The following is a 17,690-nucleotide window of genomic DNA, read 5'->3' on the forward strand; positions in this document are numbered from 1 at the left end:
TTGGATGCAACTTTCAACAGTAACATCGGGTAGATTAAGCAGTCTGTCAAGATGAAGATCCATACGGTAGAAATCAATTAGTAGTATCTCATTATACACTTTTCACCAAAAAGCCAGAAGAGCCAATCAAACCAAGATTAGTCGAGAATTTAGCCTGATAATAGATGATTCAGGTCACCGAAAAAGTGGTAATTTTACCGACGCTGTAGGCAGACAATACATCGGACAAATCGGAAAAACTGATAATGGGGTAGTAGTAGTTACCAGTCATCTATATGATGGTAAGAAGAGCCTGCCATTAGATATTGAATTGTATAAAAAAGCCGACTCATTACCCTCCGGAAAAGATGATCCAGACTTCAAGAAAAAGCCAGAAATAGCCATAAATTTAATCGACAAGACCTGCTTCGAGAGGCTATAAACCAGGAATAGTCTTGATGGATTCAGGGTATGGTAATAACACCAGTTTTTTACAAGAATTAGAAAACCGCAAATTAAAATATATCGGAGGACTTGCCAAGAATCGCAAAGTAATAATTCAAAAAACAGTAGAGGAAACAGAAGAGATTCGAGTAGATAATTTAGCTAAATCCTTACCTGTAGAGGCTTTCACAAAAATTCAACTGTCTTTAGAACGACCGAGAACAGTATGGGTAGCAATTCAATTCGTCGAATTATCAAAATGCACGGGTAAGAAAGTAATGGCTATCGTCATGAATGCAGAAACTTTCGATACCGCCACTGAAATAGATTATTTGATGAGTAATGCTGACTCGTCAATAGCGACAGAGGAGTGGATAGTAAAAACTTATTCAGAAAGAAATTGGGTTGAAGTTTTCTATCGGGAAGCCAAGGGATGGTTGGGATTAAATGAATATCAAGGAGCGAGATGAAACCAGCCTGAAAAGACATTTCATTCTGGTATTTTGTGCCTACACTTTCATTCTCTGGCATAGGTTAACAGGAGGATTAAGGCGCCAATGGGCAAACAAACCTTTAAATAATTTTACTCAGGCACTCGAAGCATTTCGGACAGCCATATCTTTTAGGTTCATAAAATGGTTGAACCAAAATTGGGACGTATTCTCCGCTTATAAAGCCAGTTTAGGCTTTGTTTGGGCTTAAAATTTGTTTAAGTCCCGTTAAGAGAAGGTAGAAGATTGATTATTTCATTTCTACTTAATCCTTTCCCTGTTTGCTTATAGGTTTCAGACGTTAGATTGAGCGTGTAGTTGTAAAACCATCTTGCACAGCCAAACGACTTCGCAAGCAAAATGGATTGCTCACTGGTCGGATATATTCTGTACTTGAAGGCTTTTAGCATTTTGCTTACCAAACTACTAATACTATGGTAACATAGAAAAAAATTAAATACAAAGCTGTCTTAAAAGACGGGGTTTTAAACCCATTCTTCTGATAAAATCCGACTTGACGCTGTGTAGAGCCTTCCAAGCGTATCAGCCGATCGACCTCAAAGCAAAATGTCAAGACCAAATTTGGGTAATTGCCCAGCTCCAGACGAAGAGAAAAGTTGAGAGGAAATTAATGAAAAAAGTAGTAGAAGTATTAGCAAATCGGGAAGAACTCATAGAGCGATCGCTCGCGGTTGTCCTATCCAAAATCCCAGCAGCGATCGCAGAACGTGGAATTTGCACGATCGCCTTGGCCGGTGGCAGCACACCAGAACCGCTCTACAGAGCGATCGCCACCCAAGACCTGCCTTGGGACAAAATTCACGTTTTCTGGGGCGACGAACGCTACGTTGCGCCAGATCACCCGGACAGCAATCAAAAAATGGCGCGCCTCGCTTGGCTCGATCGAGTAAACATCCCCGCCAGCAACATCCACCCCATGCCCACAGGCGCGGCTGACCCAGCAGCCGACGCCTCGACACACCAAACCGAATTGCAGCAATTCTTCAAAATATCCGACGGCGAGTTCCCCGCTTTCGACATCATCCTATTGGGCATAGGAGACGACGCCCACACAGCCTCTCTATTCCCCGGCACACCAGCCTTACAAGTCCGTGACTCCCTAATAACCGTCGGCAACAAAGACGGTCAACCCCGCATCACCTTTACATTCCCCTTAATCAACCGCGCCCGGTGCGTCATCTTCATGGTGGCAGGAGCCAGCAAACAACCCGCCCTCAGTCAAATTTTTGCCCCCGCAGCCGACTCCACAATCTATCCAGCCAGACTCGTTCAACCAGAGGGCGAACTTTGGTGGCTGCTCGATGCTGCGGCAGGCGTTGCAGTAAAATAACTGAGAGAGCTGAGAGTGTCAGCACTGTCAGCAGTATCACTAACTAATTCTTTTCCTTAGTTCCGAATGTCACGGAACTATAGCCTTTCTCAAAAAGATGAGGTATAACTGACAGCTTATATAACCCTTAAACTCTTAGGGCCCAAGCCCAACAACGTCCGCGAATCTTTCTGATAACCGCTATAACTCAGTTGCTAGTATTAGCGAAGCAATATAAGAATTGTGGCGGTTAAAGTTAAAATTTGACCATATACACGACTATATTTTATGAGGCTGATTGGAAAATCTGGCCGATAGCAAGGAGAAATCGATGATTGTCTGTCCCAATTGCAATCACCAGAACCCCGACGGGGCCAGCCAGTGCGAGTCTTGTTACACGCCTTTACCCGTTACCGCCAGTTGCTCTAACTGCGGTGCAGCGGTTCAGACAGATGCAGCATTTTGCGGTCAGTGTGGCTTTAATTTGCGTCCGGGTTCCTACGTTCCAGAAGTTGAGGCGACCGTACCGTCCGCCTCGCCTGTGGGCCCCACAGTGGTATCGCCACTGGTGCCGGACTTAGGGGCAACCGAACCGCCGACGATCGCAATGGAACCTCTAGTTACCCCCGATCCGGGGCCGAACTTAGAAAAAACTCCCGCCAGCATTCCGACAATTCCCGATCCCCCGCCGTCGCTCTCGGTTCCTGTTACAACAGAATCGGTGGCAACAGCACCAAATACCTCTCCCCCGGTTCCCGACCCACAGCCAGCGGGTGTGGCTAAAACTCAACTGCAACAGCAGTCGGCGCGACTGATACACGTTCAGACAAATACGCCGATGGAATTGCCTCACAATCTCGCTGTGATTCACATCGGCAAGCCAAATGACTTGGTGCCCCCAGATATTGATGTTTCGGGATTTGCTAATTCTGAGATAGTTTCTCGGGTACACGCAAATCTCCGGGTGGAGGGAGATGCTTGCTACCTAGAAGATGTAGGCAGTTCTAACGGCACTTACGTCAACAATACTCCCCTGCCCAAGGGAAACCGACATCGGTTGCGACCGGGAGACCGCATCTCTCTGGGAAAAGGAGACCTGGTTACGTTTCTATTTCAAATCTCTTAGATCGAGTTTGGATTGGGCGATCGAAAGTCTAAAATCTAAAATCGCATCTTGAGGCGCTCTACCAAAACTCAATGCTGCCAATGTGATTAAGCTGACCTTGCTACATCCACTCCAGTCTATTCCCGTCCGCAGTTGGATCTTTGAAGACGAACAGGTCGTCCGGATCGGGCGATCGACGGAAAACCACGTCGTTCTTTTTAGCGCTGTGGTTTCTCGTCGCCACATCGAATTGCGACGCAGCGGCATTAATTGGGAACTGATCAATTTAGGTACCAACGGTACTTACCTCGATGGTAAGCCGATCGCTAAGGTTCCCGTTGTGGACGGTCTGATCGTTCACTTGGCTCGCTCGGGCCCGAAAATTCAAATCAACGTCGGTGGGAATCAGTCCTCAGCCCAGTTAGCACAAACTAGCGTCAAGTCAAGGGATGCTAAGGCAATTCACGCTCCCTCCGGGGGCGCACTGCTTAGCACGATTCCTATTCCCAGCCAAAAAGAAATTGGCACTTCCAGGGAAGAAGACGAGTTAACTGAGGCAGAAAATACTCCCCATTATTCGGAAGAAAAAGAAGAAGAAGAAGAATATTAAATCGACATCTTTGGACGATCGACATTTTTCTTGCAGGCGGCACTCAGGAGTTTATTTATGAGTAAATCACAACAGATTGTTAAGCGCAGCGAACTGATCAACCGCCGCACGATCGACCGCCGCACGGCGGAAGAGGTCGGCAGGGTAGATCGGCTTTGGCTCGATCCTCACTCCCAGCGGGCGATCGGCTTTACTTGCAAGTCGGGACTTTTGGGCAACAAAAAACGCTGGTTCGCTTGGGCGCAAGTTGATACGGTGGGCGAAAATGTTTTGGTGACGATTAACCCGGAACTTCCGGAATTGCATCAGCCGGAACAAGCTGTTTGTCCGATCGGCCTTGAGGTACTTACGGACGCAGGAAATAAGGCAGGTACGGTGGTTGACTACCTATTTGATGTCCGGACTGGTTCTGTTAGGGATTACCTGTTTAAATCTAGCGGCTGGCGTGGCGTTTTAGACGGGATTTACTTGTTGCCGGTGCAGGCGATTTCGACGATCGGCAGCAAGCGGGCGATCGTCTCTGAGGCTGCTGTATCCGAACCCGTGCAGTACGCGGAGGGACTGCACCATAAAGTCGGCATGGTAGCCGAGTTTTTACAGGAAGATCTTGACAGAACTCTTAAAAATGTGGCTGGCGTGAAGCGGAACGCTCAAAATCTGGCGGAAAAACTTCAAGATAAAGCTCTAGAGGTCAGGGATGTAGCTCAAGAAAAAGTCGCAGAGTTGAAGCGGCAAAAGGATGAATCTGTACCGCCCGATCCGGCCCAACCGCCAGAGTCGGATTTGCCCTGAAGTGCGGCCTTCCCGATCGAGAAAGTAGCTGCTTGCCGATCGCATTTTTGGGGTGGCGGGCGCCCGAAAGGTCGATCGGTACAGAGTACGCGAAATAGAGGCTTTCTGGGCGAGGAATTCTAGTGCTCAAAGCATTGTATTTTAAAGGTATCGCATCAATACGAAAAATGTTAGCAACCCTAAAAGACCTATGCTGTTTGAGAGAACCAACTCCTATTTTATCTAGAACCCGCAGCCTTAATCATTGGTTAACTTCTGTAGGGGCAAACAGCAATTCGCCGATCGTCGCAGACTGTCGCCCGATCGACAACTCGAATCAGCGGTGCAACCAGCACTCGTCTGAGTTGAATTCTCCGATCGACCTGTGGGAAAATGGTCACTCCACCGCTCGATGGGCCCAGATGGGCGATCGGCCGGGTAGCTCCATCCGAGATTCAATCGATCGAGAACTTCGCACTGCTGTCGATCGCGGCCAAGTTCACCAGATTAATACGATCGTGTTTGGTGGCGATCGAGGACAGGCAAAGTTTGCACCTGGAGTCCAAGCTCACAATCAAAAGTTTGCTCAAATGCCTCAAGCAGTCAAAAGTTCAACTTTTACGGCAAAGCGAGGGAGTAGCGGCGCGCTGACAACGCCTTTAAGCATCAACTCTTTTGCGGTTTTATCCCAAAAATTGGTTCTTGAAGCATCCCCGTTTCTGTCATGCGGCGGAGTGTCAAAACATCAGTGATTACCTTAACTTTGCTACATCCTATTCAATCTGTCCCGGTTCAAAGTTGGTGTTTTGAATCCGAATCTGTGGTTCGGATCGGTCGATCGAACGACAATGATGTAATTATTTACAGCGCTGTTGTTTCCCGCCACCACGTAGAGCTGTGGAATCATTCTTATGGCTGGGAAATTATTAATTTTGGCGCTAACGGTACTTATGTAGATGATAAACCGATCGCTCAGCTATCGGTAGCGGACGGGATGACGATTCGCTTGGGCAATTCCGGACCAAAAATCCGAATCCGGGTGGGGGCGACGAATGTGCAACCGAGCAAAATAACTCGGCCACCACAGCGCGAACTCGCCGACAAAAAAGAAGAAGTTTCACAAGACAAATCAACAGCTTGGTCTGGGCCTAGGGGAATCATGGAAGACGATGATGGAGCGCTGACTCACATCGATTTTGAGTGACCCGCTGCTATCTATGGGAGCTAGGAAATTTCAACAAAATTCAGGCTGCATTGCATTCGATCGTCTGGTCAGTTAATATAGCTTAATTTTGAAGTTCCCCATTTTCATACCCTGATTAAGCAACGTCATTCTCTAGAATCCGCTCAACCTTCAACCGATAAGATTTGAGGGATATCGCTCGATATTACTTCTGTTTCGCTGCTTGCCCAACGGCGGTAATCTAAGAGCAACTGATACATTAACCGCTGTTTGACGCCCAGCAGCACGCTCTTGAGCAAACCGTTGCCCGTTGTTTCTAAAATTGGTTTGGGTGTCAGCCAAAACGGTGGCGGTAACTCTACTTGCACCTCTAAATCTGCTTTTCCTTTCAAGTACGTTACCCCACTGCTTTGGTGTACGTAAAGCTTTCCTTTAAGATTGAGAGCAAAGCGATCGTTTATATAATCCACACCAAGAATCGAGCAGGCGACGGACTCCAAGTTGATTGCGCCCTCCGACTGCGCCCATACCCTCATGTCTACTGTGGGTTGAATGCTCAGCATCATAAATTGTAACGGTCGCATTTTCAGGCGGAAACAGTCATCGCTTAGTTGCTCTGTGCGAGTACGATCGACTAGGGCATTCACCAGTCGCCTCGGCTGGCGCAGATAATGTTGAATGGGAACCCGTTCATCTGGTACGGCGATCTCAACGGATTGCGAAGCATGAAATCGGATATACATGAGAATATGTCAATATATAGGATTCGTAAGCATATCTTATTGACACTCCTCTGCTATCAGGCGAGAGGATTCTTCGCTCACAGGGAGAAGCCTTGTAAAAGCATTGCCTTTACTTGGTCTTACTCTCCCTCCCGAAGCAGTAGCGGTATGCCCTACCGTCAAAATTCGCAAACCTTCATCTCGAATATTTTTAGCTGCGTTAATATCTCTATCGTGGTTTTCTCCACACTTAGGACATTGCCAGCTACGAATATTCAAACTCAAGCTATCTACACGATTTAAGCAGTTATTACAGGTCTTGGAGCTAGGGAAAAATCTATCTACTTCAATGTAGGTTTTTCCTGCCCACTGGGCCTTGTATTTCAACATGGTACAAAATTGCCCCCAGCCAGCATCACTAATAGATTTAGCTAGGCTGTGGTTTTTAACCATATTTCTAACTGCCAGATTTTCTACAACGATGACTTGGTTTTCGTCAACTAATTTACGACTTAGTTTGTGTAAAAAATCTTCGCGACATCGGACAATCTTAGCGTGAACTTTAGCAACTTTAACTCTAGCTTTATTGCGGTTATTAGACTCTTTTAGCTTACGGCTTAATTGCTTTTGTCTTTTAGCTAATCTTTTTTCATACTTTCGATAGTATTTGGGATTTCCATGCTTAGTTCCATTGGAAGTAATAGCGTAATGGGTTAACCCAACGTCTATCCCGATGGCTTTCCCTTCTGATGATTTTTCGGGTAACACTTTCCCGTCATCATAGAGACAAGCCGCAAAATATTCTCCCGATGGGCTAACTGAAACCGTGACCGACTTTAGACTTCCTTCTGGTTGCCTTGATACCTTACAATGAACATCGCCAATTTTGGGTAATTTCAGGGTATCGTCTTTTAACTTACATCCTTGAGGAAATCTAATCGATTGTCGATTTTGTTTCTTTTTGAAGTTTGGATACTTAGCCCTTCCTTCAAAGAAATTGAGAAAAGCACTCGAAAGATTCAAGGCGGCTTGCTGCAACACTTGTGACGGTGCTTCTGTCAGCCATTCGTACTCTTTCTTTAGGGAAGGTAAAAGGTTGATTATTTCATTCCTGCTTAACCCCTTTCCTGTTTGCTTATAGGTCTCAGAGGTTAGATTGAGAGCGTAGTTGTAAAACCATCTAGTACATCCAAACGACTTCGCAAGCAAAATTGACTGCACATTTGTCGGATAGATTTTGTACTTGAACGCTTTCAACATTTTCCTTACCAAACTACTCATAGTATGTTATCACAGAAAAACTTAAATCCAAAGCCGTCTTAAAAGACGGGGTTTTTAACCCAGTTTTCTGATAAACTATAACTTTTTTAAGGGGATATGAGTCGCGCATTAACTCGCTCACTCCCGCCATGTCATCCGAAAAATAACTGATAAAAGCTTTCGGGACTCAGGCTATTTTTTTCATCATACTTGCTGGCTGATGAGAGTAAAGCAAACATTTGTAACGCAAAATTGCCGATTATTATGAAAATTTCCATTGCACATCTCGGCCCTGTAGGTACCAATGCAGAAACAGCAGCTCAGGCTTATGTCAATTGGTTGAGCCGGGAAACTAACTCCGAATGCACGCTGTATCCTTATTCCACCATATCTCAGGCACTAGAGGCATCTGCCTCCGGGGTGGTTGATTGCTCAATTGTGCCGGTAGAAAATTCCATAGAAGGTAGCGTCACTGTCACCCTCGATACCCTGTGGCGGCTGGATGCACTGCGAATTAAACACGCCCTGGTTTTGCCGATTTCCCACGCGCTGCTGTCAAATGCTCAAAATTTTAACGAGATTCAAAAAGTTTACTCTCACCCGCAAGCCCTAGCTCAGTGTCAATTGTGGTTGGCGGAGTTTATCCCACAGGCTCAGTTGATTCCGGCTAATTCAACGACGGAAGCGTTGCACTATCTAGAAGATAGCAGTATAGCGGCAATCTCTTCGCCAAGAGCCGCCGAACTCTACAAATTGCCCGTGCTAGCGAGCCCGATTAATGATTATCCCGACAATTACACTCGATTTTGGGTACTTGGCTCCGATGCAGGAAAATTAGGAAACTTCGCAGAATCCCACGAGTCATCAATGACATCCGGCGCCACACTAGCGGCTAACTCGCACCTAGATTCAACTTCGGCGAATTGTACTCACACGTCACTAGCTTTTAGCGTACCTGCTAATATGCCTGGAACACTGGTAAAACCTTTGCAAGTATTTGCCAGTCGGGGTATTAATTTAAGTCGCATTGAATCTCGGCCGACTAAGCGATCGCTCGGAGAATATATTTTCTTTATGGACGTGGAAGCCGATGTTTGTTCTACATTAGTGCGATCGGCACTAGAAGAGTTAAAAAAACACACGGAAACTTTAAAAATCTTTGGTTGCTACACTGTACTGTCAGTAGTATGATTGTATTAATACTTAGGGGGCTAGCGAGATGAATGCTGATGAACTTCTCAAGCGATATGCAGCCGGAGAAAGAGATTTTCACGAATGCAACTTAATAGGTGCTTCCCTGTCACAAGCTTCCCTCCTTCATATTTGCCTCGCCTGTGCCAACTTAAAAGACATAATCCTAGCTGAAGCAGACCTAAGTGGGGCTAACTTAATTGGTGCAAACCTCGAAAATGCTTGTCTGCTCATGGCGGATCTGAATGGGGCAGATCTCAGGGGATCGAAGCTAACTCGTGCCAGATTAACAGGGGCAGAGCTGATTAATGCAAACCTGGCAAATGCCAACTTGGGAGACACGAAAATGATTGGTGTCAACTTAACCGGGGCAAACTTGTATAAAGCCAACCTGATGGAAGCCAACCTGATAGATGCTTGCTTGGATGAAGCCAATCTTGAAGGAGCAAATCTCAGTGAGGTAAAACTGCGGGGAGCAAGTCTCAGAAGAGCCAACTTGAGAGGAGCATTTTTGTCTGAAAGTAACCTTCAGGATGCTGATTTGAGAGAAGCTGATTTGCGCGGTGCTAATTTTAGCGGGGCATTTTTGTGCGGAGCTAACCGCGAAGGCGCTAAGTTAGATGACACCACAAATTTAAGCGGGGCGATTCAGTTTTGCATCAGACAAGTCTGAAATCAAACAATATATCCGCACACAATCCGAACAGCTAAGGACTAAAAAATATAGTATTCATTTGGCTGAAAGTGCAGTTAATTTGCTCCTGTACCTTAGAAAAATGAACCTGCATCTTGAGTATTTCTTTCTTAGAATTAGCTTCGGCAATCTTACTTTCCAAAGCTAGTAAGTTGCGGTTGAGAGTTTCTACTCGTACAGTTTGGTCGTCTAAATCAATCTTCACTTTTGCTACCTTATCCAACTCTATTTGCTTGCGAACCCAGGCTTGTCGAACGGAGTTCTCATCGCCTTTCTGAAGAGCTAGCAAAGCTCGCTGCTGCCACTGATTGGCTTGGGATTCAGATTGATTGTACTGCCACTGAATCCGCAGTTGGGCTGAAATCGCGCTACCAACAGCCTGACGAAGTTCTTTGAGAGGTTCCTGAATTTCTAAGATTAATAAATCCCAAAAATTCATCAGTTCGCTGGTAAAGTCTTGGCGTTCTACAGAGGCTACTAATGCTTCTAAGAGCAACAAATTGGGTTCCATCTGCTGCACAGTTGTCTCAAATATTAACTGTGCTTCTGATAACTGCCGATCGCCTTTTTCTGAGACTGTACTGGCTGAGTTCTTTAAGATTTTTTGAGTCCTGTCTGCCGCTGTTTCTGAATCTAAACTTGCAGGTACGAAGGCTTCTAATTTTTCGCGGGCGATCGCACTCAGCCTTTCTCGCAGCAAATCGCAGGCCACCCGCTGCACGGGCCCTGTTTCGCTTTGACAAATTTTGATGACTATTTTTAAGCCTGCATCGCCGTAATTGAAGGCTTCCTTTAGCGCTGCAATCCGATGTTCGCTGACTGAACTAGACAGTCGGTGTCTGACTCCTGCTAGTCCGCCGAGTACGAGGCCGCCCACCGGAGGTGGCAGTTGACCGCCTCTAACTGCATCGTAGGGTTTCGGTTGGTCGAGATTTTCTAACACAAGCACTTATAGCAGTTGACAGTTGACAGTTGACAGTTGACAGTTATAGCACTGTCGGCTGCTAACAGTTCCCAGCCCTTCCCTTTGCTTTTGGGAACAACAAGTTGAAAATCGGCGTTTTTGCGATCGCACAATGTTTGGGACTCTCGCCTCGGAAAGAGTTGTTATCCGAGGCAGAACTGAGGATGCTTCAGTTCTATGAAAATTGACTACTTGAGGGTATCTTTGAGTACAGTCCTTGCGGCCAAGTGATTGCGAGTGGAAGTTAAAATTTCGGTTTCGCGTTCCAATCTCGCAGCAGTATCTTGCAATTCTAAGAGAGTTTGCTGTTCTGTCGCTGCACCGTAAAGGTAGCTGGCTACCCAGTAGGATAGTTCTGTTGGCAAACTGGGAATGTCTTCGGGTAGGTCGATCGGCTGATCCATCAATTTGCTAGACAGGCGAACTACATCTCTCAGCAGTTGTTCGACTTCTTTGCCCAAAGATCGGAGATCTTGTTGCGGCGGTTCGTCTTCAATCCATTCTACTAAACCGACTAAATAGGGTTTTTCCCGAACGGCGTCGAGGACTCGGAACCGTTGCTGTCCGAGAGTCATGATTTTCATGCGATCGTCCGGGAGGCGCTGACAGTGAATGACTTCGGCGCAACAGCCAACGGCTGAGACTTTGTTTTGGTTCGGATCCCACATGAGCACACCGAAACGGCGATCGCCCTCCAGAATCGTATTCATCATAATTCGATAGCGAAACTCGAAAATTTGCAGCGGCAGAGGTCTACCTGGAAATAGAACCACTTCCGGCAAGGGAAATAACGGGAGTTCGCGAACTGCTACAGAGGAGGAGGATGCCATTGTCGCTCAAAGGTGACGGTACTTGCGCTTCTTTTTCTTACTTTAACTGATTTGAGCAATTCCGGGGCAGGAGCGATCGGCGGAAAATGCAGTGCGGGCGATCGGGCAGTTTGTAGTGCAGTTTGTAGTGCGGACTTCAGTCCGCTGAGATTTTGCAGTTTGTAGTGCAGTTTGTAGTGCGGACTTCAGTCCGCTGAAATTTTACGGACTAAAGTCCGCACTACGAACTTACCTCAAACCTAATTTACCGCGCCCAAGGTACTTGAATTTCAATACCTACTTTTTCACCAAGGTCGATCGCACTATTAGCCAAATCAACAGCACCTGCAATCCCAACTCCGATCGCGGCCGCCCCCGCTACAATACCTTTTAAACATTTCTTTAATCTGGGTCTATCCCATTGATCTTTCGGTTTATTAATTTCAGTTTCGACATCTTGAATATCGATAATTATATCATCTCGACTATCTTCAGGAAACTGCATTGCGGTTTCGCGCATTGATGAAATTAGTTTGAAAATTTCTGCCGTATCGGCGTTATTAATTTGAATGCCGCCAGATGATGTTTGTTGGGCGCTGTCTTTGACTTCATTGGCGATAGCTACGCTGCCGATTTGTGCGCCGGAAAAGTTGTTATTTTGAGGAGAAGTTTGAGTCATTTTTTTACCGTCGATGCTGATATTCAGCATAACATTAGTAGCAGGATCTACAGATTCAGCTTGCTTAATTCCAGAAATTCGCTCTGTTTCTTTCCATCGTTCCAAATTATCGGGGAAATCTGCCATTAAGCGCCGCACCTGAACCATTTGATAAGATTTTTCGCATTCGACTTCGTAGCGGTGGTTTGCCAAACGGCGGCGCAGCTTTTCAAAATCGTAGAGGTGAGGGTCTTGGCTGCCTTGGCATTGGTGACAATTGCAGGGGATGAATTCTTGGTATTTTAGGCGTTTATCGTAAGTAGCATGAATTTTCCAGAGTTCGTGGCGGATGCGGTCTAAAAGAGATTTTTTATGGTTGCCGGAAACTCGAATGCGGATTTCTCGTTGGTGGTAATTTTCGATAACTTCGGCTTTGGCGTAATTGTCGGCGAGGATGACTCCATCACGCCAGACAATATCCCCCTTACCCTTTGGTAAATCGGATTGAGGGCGGTAGATTAACAAGTGCATTTCTACGATGAAGCGGGTAATAATGCCTTTGGGCATGAAGTCGTATTCGTAGCGCAAAATCAAGTTATCGGTGTCGTCCCAGTCGTAATTGGGCGTTTCAAGGGGGAGAAGTTGCGGCGCGATGTATTGTCCGGGTTGGCAGGGGATTTCGTAACACAATTTGAAGTGTTTCATCAAGTGCAGCAGTTCGTCGTGCAAGTCTTGGTATTCTCTGTCGCGCCAGATTTGCTTGAGATTTTCTCGGGTGAAATACCCGCAGTTAGCGATGATTTCTGCGTTATCTGTGACTTCTCCATTGTCGGTGACTTTTTTGTTGCCGATGAGTTTGTAAACAGCGTTGGTTGCCAATTCGGGACGCAGGATGACTATGTTTTTGAGGATGGGGTCTTTTTGGAAGTGGAGGATAATACCCAAGTCGTGGAGGTATTTACTGAGACTCAGCATGGCGGGTTTATCCAACTTTTTGAAGCCTTGGCTAACGCAGATGTTGAAAAATTCACCGACTTCGATGTGGGTTTGGCGTTGCGAATAGTTTTCCAAAACATAGCGGACGTTTGCCCAGCGTTTGGGGATGGGCGTGCTGATGTGTTCGAGGGTGGCGATGCGGTTTTGCAGGGCGCGTTGGAGGGCTTCAAGTCCGCGATTTGTGGCGAGATTGGTAGCGAATTTTTTTTCTAGGTTTGGAAAGTCCCGCCGCTGTTGGGAAAGGTTGATTTCGCAGCGAATGTCTTGTTTTTCGTTGTGGACGAGGAAGACGGGACTGCCGTTGCTGAGGAGTTCGATGATACTCAGCCAGTAGCAGAGGTTGGGGTTTTGGCGGCGGTTATCGACGAGGAGGACGTACAGAGAACGTTCGGTGAGGAAAAATTGGTGGGTGGCGTGGTAGATTTCCTGTCCGCCAAAGTCCCAGAGGTGAACGCGGAAAGGTTTGCCGTTGGGTTGTGGGAATTCCCAGGATAGGACATCGATGCCTTCGGTGGTGGGTTCTCGTTCTTTGAGTTGGTAGTCGGGGTTGAGGAGTTTGTTTGCTAGGGTGGTTTTGCCTGCTTCGCCTTCGCCGACAATCAAAAGTTTGGCTTCGTTGAGTTCTTCGGTAGCATTGGGGTCACGAGTTTGGAAGTAGAAATCGAGGATGGTACGCAAATCGCCAGGATTTTTATAAAATTCCTTTTCGCCCAGGATTTCCGGCGGAATTGGTATCGGATTACCCCGCAAATCCAATTGTTGCAGCTTCTTCATTTTGCACAGAGATTCGGGAATTTCCGTTATCTGATTGAAACTGAGGTAAAGCTGCGTCAAATTCGACAGTTTCCCCAGAACTTCGGGAATTTCTGTAATCTGATTGAAACTGAGGTAAAGCTGCGTCAAATTCGACAGTTTCCCCAGAACTTCGGGAATTTCTGTAATCTGATTGCCAATGAGGCCAAGCTGCGTCAAATTCGACAGTTTCCCCAGAACTTCGGGAATTTCTGTAATCTGATTGCCACCGAGGCCAAGCTGCGTCAAATTCGACAGTTTCCCCAGAACTTCGGGAATTTCTGTAATCTGATTGAAACTGAGGTTAAGCTGTGTCAAATTCGACAGTTTTCCCAGCACTTCGGGAATTTCTGTAATCTGATTGGCACTGAGGTGAATCTGTGTCAAATTCGACAGTTTGCCCAGCACTTCGGGAATTTCTGTAATCTGATTGGTACTGAGGTCAAGCTGTGTCAAATTCGACAGTTTGCCCAGCACTTCGGGAATTTCTGTAATCTGATTGCTTCTGAGGATAAGTCGTGTCAAATTTGACAGTTTGCCCAGCACTTCGGGAATTTCTGTAATCTGATTTCTACTGAGGTTAAGCTGTGTCAAATTCGACAGTTTGCCAATCTCCGGCGGCAATTCCTTCAACCCCAACCTTGCCAAATCCAGTTGAGTCAATTGTTCCGCCGCCGCTATGTCAATTCGCCGCAGTGCTTCTTCTCGCGTCATACCCTTTCTCTCTCGGTAGTCTTCGTATTATTACGCATCACAACCAAAGAAACCCGCGCATCACCATCCAAGAAACCGGGTTTTTTTGAGTTTCTACGACTGTCACCAACAATTTTCGTAAAAACCCGGTTTCTAGCCACCCGCGCGTCACAATTTATCAAATAAATTACCGCACGTATTCTTGAACCACAAAAACCGGATGACTCAACCCACGCTGATTCTGCTTTTTGATCCGAATTAGACGATCGCACAGCGAATCAATCTCTTGCAGATAGGAATGAAGAATAGTAACTTGTCCCAAGTAATCTCGATCGTCTTTACAGACAATAATTCCTGCGTGGCGATAACCACCACGGTGTAGCGCCACAAAATCATCGCGATTGAAGCTAATTACCGCCCGATTTTGTGCAGTCGCAAAGCGCAGAACCTCGTCATCAGGAATTCCTTGATTTGCTTGACCGGCATCATAAGAAGTTAAAACATCACTGTCAAGACTACGCAAATGCTCGACCATTGCGATCGGGAAATTTTCATTGGAATAAAGCCTCACCCTTTCAATCATCTGTTTGATGAGACATAATAATACGATCGATTTCTTCGCGGTGGCGATCGTAATAACGCCAAGCATTCTCTAGATCGCGATCGTCCAAAACTGGATAATTCCGAAGTAACTCAGCCTCATCAGCCCCCTGTTGGTGAAGTGAAACGAGCGTCCAAACAGGAATGCGGGTGTTGCGAATCCGGGCATTTCCTCCACAGACTCCAGGTGTACTCTGAATCGCCCTAGCTAAGAGTTTTTCTTGGAACAACAAACTCTCTTCAGGTGTCAGCGATTCTATGACTTGAATTAAGGAGTCAACCAACTGAATGTTCATAGCTGGTAATTGCAGGAATATCGAATAGCGATCGCTTAAACTATCATAGCAAATTTCTTCAAAAAGAAAACAATCTTATCAACCATAACATTACCAGCAAAACAGCTTACAACACCTCGATCGTCTTTTCAACTTTAGAACTGGTTTCTGACTATCCTTGCGTCCAGGGATAAAAAAAAGGAACAATGTATTTTTCCATTGTTCCTTCTCTTGTTATTTCCTAATCCATCAATCTACAGCTTGACTTCAATATCTACGCCGGCTGGCAAATCCAGTTTCATCAAAGCGTCAATTGTTTTAGCCGAGGGCTGGTGAATGTCGATGATGCGGCGGTGCGTGCGGGTTTCAAAGTGTTCGCGAGAATCTTTGTCTACGTGGGGCGATCGCAGCAAGCAATAAATCCGTCGTTTTGTCGGTAGGGGAATCGGGCCGATCGCAGTGGCTGCTGTCCGATTTGCTGTATCTACAATCTTTTCGCAGGATGCGTCGAGAATTCGGCGATCGAAAGCTTTGAGGCGAATGCGAATTTTTTGTTGTTGGATAGCTGCCATTTTGGTTTCTTTAATTTTCTAGGTTCAGTTTATTTTTTGTTCTTTGTTATTTGTTCTTTGTTACTTGTTATTTGTTCTTTGTTACTTGTTATTTGTTCTTTATTATCGAATATTTAATCAATAACTACTAACCAATAACTACTAACCAATAACTACTAACCAATAACTACTAACCAATAACTACTAACTACTCACTAAATAGCAGAAAAGCCTATTGACTTTTGTCGGCTTTTCTGCTATCACGGCTGTTAGCGGATTCCTACTTGAGGATTTTGGAAACAACGCCGGCGCCGACGGTGCGGCCGCCTTCACGAATTGCGAAGCGCATTCCTTGTTCGATCGCGATCGGGTGAATCAGATCGACAGTCATTTTGATCCGGTCACCTGGCATCACCATTTCAGCTTCCGAACCGTCATCAGCAGTGAACTGCATGATTGTACCGGTTACGTCAGTTGTACGGACGTAGAATTGAGGACGGTAGCCAGAGAAAAATGGCGTGTGACGGCCGCCTTCTTCCTTCTTCAGAATGTAAACTTCAGATTCAAACTGAGTGTGAGGACTGATGGATTTTGGCTTGGCAATTACCATGCCTCTTTCAATATCAGCCTTCAAAATACCCCGGAGAAGTAGACCCACGTTGTCGCCGGCCAAGCCTTCATCCAAGGACTTGGTGAACATTTCCACACCAGTCACTGTAGTGCTGCGAGTGTCCTTAAGACCAATCACTTCGACTGTTTCGCCGACTTTGACACTGCCGCGCTCAATCCGACCAGTAGCCACAGTACCCCGACCAGTAATCGAGAATACGTCTTCTACAGCCATCAAGAAAGGCTTGTCAATTTCGCGTTCTGGAGTAGGGATGTAAGCATCTACTTCTTCCATCAGCTTGTAAATCTTGTCAACCCACTCATTTTCGCCCTTGACAGTCTTCGGATTAGCAAGCATTGCTTCGAGAGCTTTCAAGCCCGAACCAGTCACGATGGGGATGTCATCGCCAGGAAAATCGTAAGAGCTCAAAAGTTCGCGAACTTCCAGTTCTACCAATTCCAAAAGTTCAGCGTCATCCACCATGTCTTCTTTGTTCAAGAAGACAACCAAGCTGGGAACGCCAACTTGCTTAGCTAGCAGGATGTGTTCGCGAGTTTGAGGCATGGGGCCGTCTGCCGCTGACACTACTAGGATGCCGCCGTCCATTTGAGCAGCACCGGTGATCATGTTTTTCACATAGTCAGCGTGTCCGGGGCAATCCACGTGGGCGTAGTGACGACCTGTGGTTTCGTATTCTACGTGAGCGGTATTAATCGTAATACCCCGTGCTTTTTCTTCGGGCGCAGCGTCGATATCGGCGTAGTTCTTAGCCTTTGCTTGACCCAGTGCAGATAGAGTCATCGTAATCGCCGCGGTCAAAGTTGTTTTGCCGTGGTCAACGTGACCGATTGTGCCGATGTTTACGTGGGGTTTAGTCCGTTCAAATTTTGCGCGTGCCATTCTCGATCTGTTCCTTGTTTTTTTTAGCGATTTTAGACTTGAGATTTTAGATTCTAGATTTT

18 protein-coding genes and 1 pseudogene are annotated in these 17,690 nt (G+C 46.2%); 9 read left to right on the forward strand and 10 right to left on the reverse strand.

Going from position 1 to position 17,690, the window contains the following annotated elements:
- Positions 1 to 124: 124 nt before the first annotated feature.
- Positions 125 to 1,125: pseudogene (locus QZ938_RS16035) on the forward strand (IS701 family transposase); the annotation flags it as partial.
- Between the two features lie 7 nt (positions 1,126 to 1,132).
- Here the strand turns inward: QZ938_RS16035 and QZ938_RS16040 are convergent.
- Positions 1,133 to 1,324, reverse strand: coding sequence for a helix-turn-helix domain-containing protein (locus tag QZ938_RS16040; protein ID WP_363318853.1), 192 nt, complete (start codon positions 1,322 to 1,324; stop codon positions 1,133 to 1,135).
- A 221-nt stretch (positions 1,325 to 1,545) separates the two neighbouring features.
- Between QZ938_RS16040 and pgl the strand changes: the two genes are divergently transcribed.
- The 6 genes from pgl to QZ938_RS16070 all read left to right on the forward strand — a co-directional run bounded on the left by pgl (position 1,546) and on the right by QZ938_RS16070 (position 5,934).
- Positions 1,546 to 2,265 (forward strand): 6-phosphogluconolactonase, encoded by a 720-nt coding sequence (pgl, locus tag QZ938_RS16045; RefSeq protein ID WP_293153648.1) that lies wholly within the window; start codon positions 1,546 to 1,548, stop codon positions 2,263 to 2,265.
- A gap of 310 nt (positions 2,266 to 2,575) precedes the next feature.
- Positions 2,576 to 3,370 carry an FHA domain-containing protein gene (locus QZ938_RS16050; protein ID WP_293331639.1) on the forward strand — a complete coding sequence of 265 codons (795 nt, stop codon included), beginning with the start codon at positions 2,576 to 2,578 and terminating at the stop codon, positions 3,368 to 3,370.
- 82 nt (positions 3,371 to 3,452) lie between these two features.
- Positions 3,453 to 3,959, forward strand: a complete 507-nt coding sequence (locus QZ938_RS16055) for an FHA domain-containing protein (protein ID WP_293153644.1) — start codon at positions 3,453 to 3,455, stop codon at positions 3,957 to 3,959.
- A gap of 57 nt (positions 3,960 to 4,016) precedes the next feature.
- Positions 4,017 to 4,751, forward strand: a complete 735-nt coding sequence (locus QZ938_RS16060; protein WP_293153642.1) for a PRC-barrel domain-containing protein — start codon at positions 4,017 to 4,019, stop codon at positions 4,749 to 4,751.
- A 167-nt stretch (positions 4,752 to 4,918) separates the two neighbouring features.
- On the forward strand, positions 4,919 to 5,482 hold the full coding sequence (locus QZ938_RS16065; protein ID WP_293153639.1) for a hypothetical protein: 564 nt from the start codon (positions 4,919 to 4,921) through the stop codon (positions 5,480 to 5,482).
- A complete protein-coding gene (locus QZ938_RS16070) occupies positions 5,479 to 5,934 on the forward strand; it encodes an FHA domain-containing protein (RefSeq protein WP_293153636.1) in 456 nt (151 codons plus the stop codon). Before QZ938_RS16065 ends, QZ938_RS16070 begins: the two co-directional genes overlap by 4 nt.
- 143 nt (positions 5,935 to 6,077) lie before the next feature.
- Here the strand turns inward: QZ938_RS16070 and QZ938_RS16075 are convergent, their stop codons facing one another.
- Together QZ938_RS16075 and tnpB are read right to left on the reverse strand one after the other, a co-directional pair.
- Entirely contained in the window at positions 6,078 to 6,656 is a 579-nt protein-coding gene (locus QZ938_RS16075; protein ID WP_293331637.1) for a DUF1997 domain-containing protein, read from the reverse strand.
- A 36-nt stretch (positions 6,657 to 6,692) separates the two neighbouring features.
- On the reverse strand, positions 6,693 to 7,895 hold the full coding sequence (gene tnpB / locus QZ938_RS16080) for an IS200/IS605 family element RNA-guided endonuclease TnpB (protein WP_293153667.1): 1,203 nt from the start codon (positions 7,893 to 7,895) through the stop codon (positions 6,693 to 6,695).
- A 264-nt stretch (positions 7,896 to 8,159) separates the two neighbouring features.
- On the opposite strand from tnpB, the gene pheA reads away from it, so the two are divergent.
- Positions 8,160 to 9,086: a prephenate dehydratase gene (gene pheA / locus QZ938_RS16085; protein WP_293153630.1), complete on the forward strand. Its 927-nt coding sequence runs from the start codon at positions 8,160 to 8,162 to the stop codon at positions 9,084 to 9,086.
- Positions 9,087 to 9,114: 28 nt separating this feature from the next.
- On the forward strand, positions 9,115 to 9,759 hold the full coding sequence (locus QZ938_RS16090; RefSeq protein WP_293153627.1) for a pentapeptide repeat-containing protein: 645 nt from the start codon (positions 9,115 to 9,117) through the stop codon (positions 9,757 to 9,759).
- Positions 9,760 to 9,793: 34 nt separating this feature from the next.
- On the opposite strand, the gene QZ938_RS16095 is transcribed toward QZ938_RS16090, so the two are convergent.
- The 7 genes from QZ938_RS16095 to tuf all read right to left on the reverse strand — a co-directional run bounded on the left by QZ938_RS16095 (position 9,794) and on the right by tuf (position 17,628).
- Positions 9,794 to 10,729, reverse strand: coding sequence for a PspA/IM30 family protein (locus tag QZ938_RS16095; protein ID WP_293352421.1), 936 nt, complete (start codon positions 10,727 to 10,729; stop codon positions 9,794 to 9,796).
- A gap of 203 nt (positions 10,730 to 10,932) precedes the next feature.
- Complete coding sequence (locus QZ938_RS16100) at positions 10,933 to 11,574, reverse strand: LON peptidase substrate-binding domain-containing protein (protein ID WP_293153621.1); 642 nt, start codon at positions 11,572 to 11,574, stop codon at positions 10,933 to 10,935.
- 244 nt (positions 11,575 to 11,818) lie between these two features.
- A complete protein-coding gene (locus tag QZ938_RS16105) occupies positions 11,819 to 14,713 on the reverse strand; it encodes a COR domain-containing protein (RefSeq protein ID WP_293352419.1) in 2,895 nt (964 codons plus the stop codon).
- Between the two features lie 166 nt (positions 14,714 to 14,879).
- A complete protein-coding gene (locus QZ938_RS16110; protein ID WP_293352417.1) occupies positions 14,880 to 15,341 on the reverse strand; it encodes a DUF5615 family PIN-like protein in 462 nt (153 codons plus the stop codon).
- Positions 15,268 to 15,588 carry a DUF433 domain-containing protein gene (locus tag QZ938_RS16115; protein ID WP_293352415.1) on the reverse strand — a complete coding sequence of 107 codons (321 nt, stop codon included), beginning with the start codon at positions 15,586 to 15,588 and terminating at the stop codon, positions 15,268 to 15,270. The genes QZ938_RS16110 and QZ938_RS16115 overlap by 74 nt, the downstream gene beginning before the upstream one ends.
- Positions 15,589 to 15,821: 233 nt before the next feature.
- Positions 15,822 to 16,130: a 30S ribosomal protein S10 gene (gene rpsJ, locus QZ938_RS16120; RefSeq protein ID WP_202798556.1), complete on the reverse strand. Its 309-nt coding sequence runs from the start codon at positions 16,128 to 16,130 to the stop codon at positions 15,822 to 15,824.
- 268 nt (positions 16,131 to 16,398) lie between these two features.
- Positions 16,399 to 17,628 carry an elongation factor Tu gene (tuf, locus tag QZ938_RS16125; protein WP_293153609.1) on the reverse strand — a complete coding sequence of 410 codons (1,230 nt, stop codon included), beginning with the start codon at positions 17,626 to 17,628 and terminating at the stop codon, positions 16,399 to 16,401.
- Positions 17,629 to 17,690: the final 62 nt, after the last annotated feature.

It is taken from the genome of Microcoleus sp. CAWBG27 (assembly GCF_020883145.1).
Classification (GTDB): Bacteria; Cyanobacteriota; Cyanobacteriia; order Cyanobacteriales; family Microcoleaceae; genus Microcoleus.

Excerpts from the sequence above, each read along its gene's own strand:
- QZ938_RS16040 (WP_363318853.1), bottom strand. The coding sequence starts at position 1,324 with ATGCTAAAAGCCTTCAAGTACAGAATATATCCGACCAGTGAGCAATCC.
- pgl (WP_293153648.1), top strand. The coding sequence starts at position 1,546 with ATGAAAAAAGTAGTAGAAGTATTAGCAAATCGGGAAGAACTCATAGAG.
- QZ938_RS16050 (WP_293331639.1), top strand. The coding sequence starts at position 2,576 with ATGATTGTCTGTCCCAATTGCAATCACCAGAACCCCGACGGGGCCAGC.
- QZ938_RS16060 (WP_293153642.1), top strand. The coding sequence starts at position 4,017 with ATGAGTAAATCACAACAGATTGTTAAGCGCAGCGAACTGATCAACCGC.
- QZ938_RS16065 (WP_293153639.1), top strand. The coding sequence starts at position 4,919 with ATGTTAGCAACCCTAAAAGACCTATGCTGTTTGAGAGAACCAACTCCT.
- QZ938_RS16075 (WP_293331637.1), bottom strand. The coding sequence starts at position 6,656 with ATGTATATCCGATTTCATGCTTCGCAATCCGTTGAGATCGCCGTACCA.
- tnpB (WP_293153667.1), bottom strand. The coding sequence starts at position 7,895 with ATGTTGAAAGCGTTCAAGTACAAAATCTATCCGACAAATGTGCAGTCA.
- pheA (WP_293153630.1), top strand. The coding sequence starts at position 8,160 with ATGAAAATTTCCATTGCACATCTCGGCCCTGTAGGTACCAATGCAGAA.
- QZ938_RS16090 (WP_293153627.1), top strand. The coding sequence starts at position 9,115 with ATGAATGCTGATGAACTTCTCAAGCGATATGCAGCCGGAGAAAGAGAT.
- QZ938_RS16100 (WP_293153621.1), bottom strand. The coding sequence starts at position 11,574 with ATGGCATCCTCCTCCTCTGTAGCAGTTCGCGAACTCCCGTTATTTCCC.
- QZ938_RS16105 (WP_293352419.1), bottom strand. The coding sequence starts at position 14,713 with ATGACGCGAGAAGAAGCACTGCGGCGAATTGACATAGCGGCGGCGGAA.
- QZ938_RS16110 (WP_293352417.1), bottom strand. The coding sequence starts at position 15,341 with ATGCTTGGCGTTATTACGATCGCCACCGCGAAGAAATCGATCGTATTA.
- QZ938_RS16115 (WP_293352415.1), bottom strand. The coding sequence starts at position 15,588 with ATGAACATTCAGTTGGTTGACTCCTTAATTCAAGTCATAGAATCGCTG.
- tuf (WP_293153609.1), bottom strand. The coding sequence starts at position 17,628 with ATGGCACGCGCAAAATTTGAACGGACTAAACCCCACGTAAACATCGGC.